The 2,183-nt window shown below is 73.4% G+C and carries 1 protein-coding gene; it reads right to left on the bottom strand.

Annotation, left to right across the window (positions count from 1 at the left end):
- Window positions 1–106 precede the first annotated feature (106 nt).
- On the bottom strand, window positions 107–2,183 hold a 2,077-nt coding region (locus ONA70_RS35940), incomplete at its 5' end, for an elongation factor G-like protein EF-G2 (RefSeq protein WP_265010930.1).

Below are 2,183 nucleotides of genomic sequence, written 5' to 3'. Positions count from 1 at the left end.
TGACACCCCACCCACACCGCCGCTTGCCCGCCCCAAGATCCGCGCTGATTCATGGAAATAGTGGCCCCTCGCGCGGCGGAGACCACTATTTCCGTGAATCAGGCGGTCAGGAGTGGGTGGTGGCTTCCTTGCGGACCTGTTCGGCCAGGTGGGCGGGCATCGGCTCGTACCGGGCGAACTCGCGGCGGAAGGTGCCGGTGCCGGCGGTCATCGAGCGCAGCTCGACGGCGTACCGGAGCAGTTCGGTGGCGGGCACCTCGGCCCGGACCAGGGTGCGCCCCTCGGCGTCCGGGTCCGGCTCGGTGCCGAGCACCCGACCGCGCCGGCCGGAGAGGTCGCCCATCACCGCGCCCACCGACGAGTCGGGCACCCGGATGGTCACCTCGTCGACCGGTTCCAGCAGCGCCGGCTGGCCCTTCTCGGCGGCGTCGCGCAGCGCCAGGGCGCCCGCGGTCTGGAACGCCGCGTCAGAGGAGTCGACGCTGTGCGCCTTGCCGTCGAACAGGGTCACCCGCAGGTCCACCACCGGGCAGCCGGCGACCAGACCGCGTTCCATCTGGGCTCGGACGCCCTTCTCCACGGATGGGATGTAGTTGTGCGGGACCGCCCCGCCGACCACCTTGTCCACGAACTCGAAGCCGGACCCGCGCGGCAGCGGCTGCACCTCGATGTCGCAGACCGCGTACTGACCGTGGCCGCCGGACTGCTTGACGTGCCGGCCGTGCCCCTTGGCGGCGGCGGTGAACGTCTCCCGCAGCGCCACCCGGACCGGCTCGGTCTCCAGTTCGACGCCGCCGGCGCGCAGCCGGTCCAGCACCACGTCGGCGTGCGCCTCGCCCATGCACCAGAGCACCAGTTGGTGGGTCTCGGCGTTGCGGTCCAGCCGCAGCGTCGGATCACCGGCGACCAGCCGGGCCAGGTTGCGGGCGAGGGCGTCCTCGTCGGCCCGGCTCTTCGCCACGATCGCCACCGGCAGCAGCGGCTCCGGCATCTCCCACGGGGCGACGAGCAGCGGCTCGTCCTTGGCGGAGATGGTGTCGCCGGTCTCCGCGCTGCCCGACTTGGTGATCGCGCAGATGTCCCCGGCCACCGCGGCGGGCACCTCGCGCAGCGTCGCGCCGAGGGGGCTGTAGATGTGGCCGACCCGCTCGTCGGCGTCGTGGTCGGGGTGGCCGCGCTCGGCCATCCCGTGCCCGGACACGTGGATCTGCTGGTCCGGGCGGAGCGTGCCGGAGAAGACCCGGACCAGGGAGACCCGGCCGACGTGCCGGTCCACGGTCGTCTTGACCACCTCGGCGACCAGTGGGCCGTCCGGGTCGCAGGCCAGCGGGGGCCGGGGCGAGCCGTCCACCCCGGTGACCGCCGGCAGGTCGTGCTCCAGCGGTGACGGGAACGCGGCCACCAAGCCGTCCAGCAGCGCGTCCAGGCCGACCCCGGTCTCCGCGCAGACCGGCACCACGGGGTAGAAGTGGCCGCGAGCGACCGCCTTCTCCAGGTCGGTGATGAGCACCTCGGTGTCGATCTCCTCGCCGCCGAGGTAGCGGTCCATCAGGGTCTCGTCCTCGCTCTCCGCGATGATCCCCTCGATGAGCTCGTTGCGGGACTCCTGGATCGCCGGCAGGTGCTCCGGGTCGGGCTCGCGCACGGCGGGCGGCAGCCCCTCCGAGTAGTCGAAGACGCGCCGGGTGATCAGCCCCATCAGGCCGGCCACCGACTCGCCGTCGTCGCCGAGCATCGGCAGGTAGAGCGGGAGCACGTTGTCGCCGAAGACCCGCTGGCAGAGCGCCACCGCCTCGTCGAAGTCGGCGCGCGGGTGGTCCAGCCGGGCCACCGCGACGGCGCGCGGCATGTCCACCGCGGCGCACTCCTCCCAGAGCGCGGCGGTGGCGGCGTCCATGCCGTCGGCGGCGGAGACCACGAACAGCGCCGCGTCGGCGGCGCGCAGCCCGGCCCGCAACTCGCCGACGAAGTCGCCGTATCCGGGGGTGTCCAGGAGGTTGACCTTGACGTCGCGGTGCAGCAGCGGGGCACACGCCAGGCTGACCGAGCGCTGCTGGCGTACGGCGGCGGGATCGTGGTCGCAGACGGTGGTGCCGTCGGTGACGCTGCCGGCCCGGCTGATCGTGCCGCTGGCCGCGAGCAGCGCCTCGACCAGTGTGGTCTTGCCCGCTCCGGAGTGCCCG

Source organism: Micromonospora yasonensis, from assembly GCF_026013475.1.
Lineage (GTDB): Bacteria > Actinomycetota > Actinomycetes > Mycobacteriales > Micromonosporaceae > Micromonospora > Micromonospora yasonensis.
Note: the sequence above shows the minus strand (reverse complement) of the source record. Positions and strands in the feature narration are given on the sequence as shown.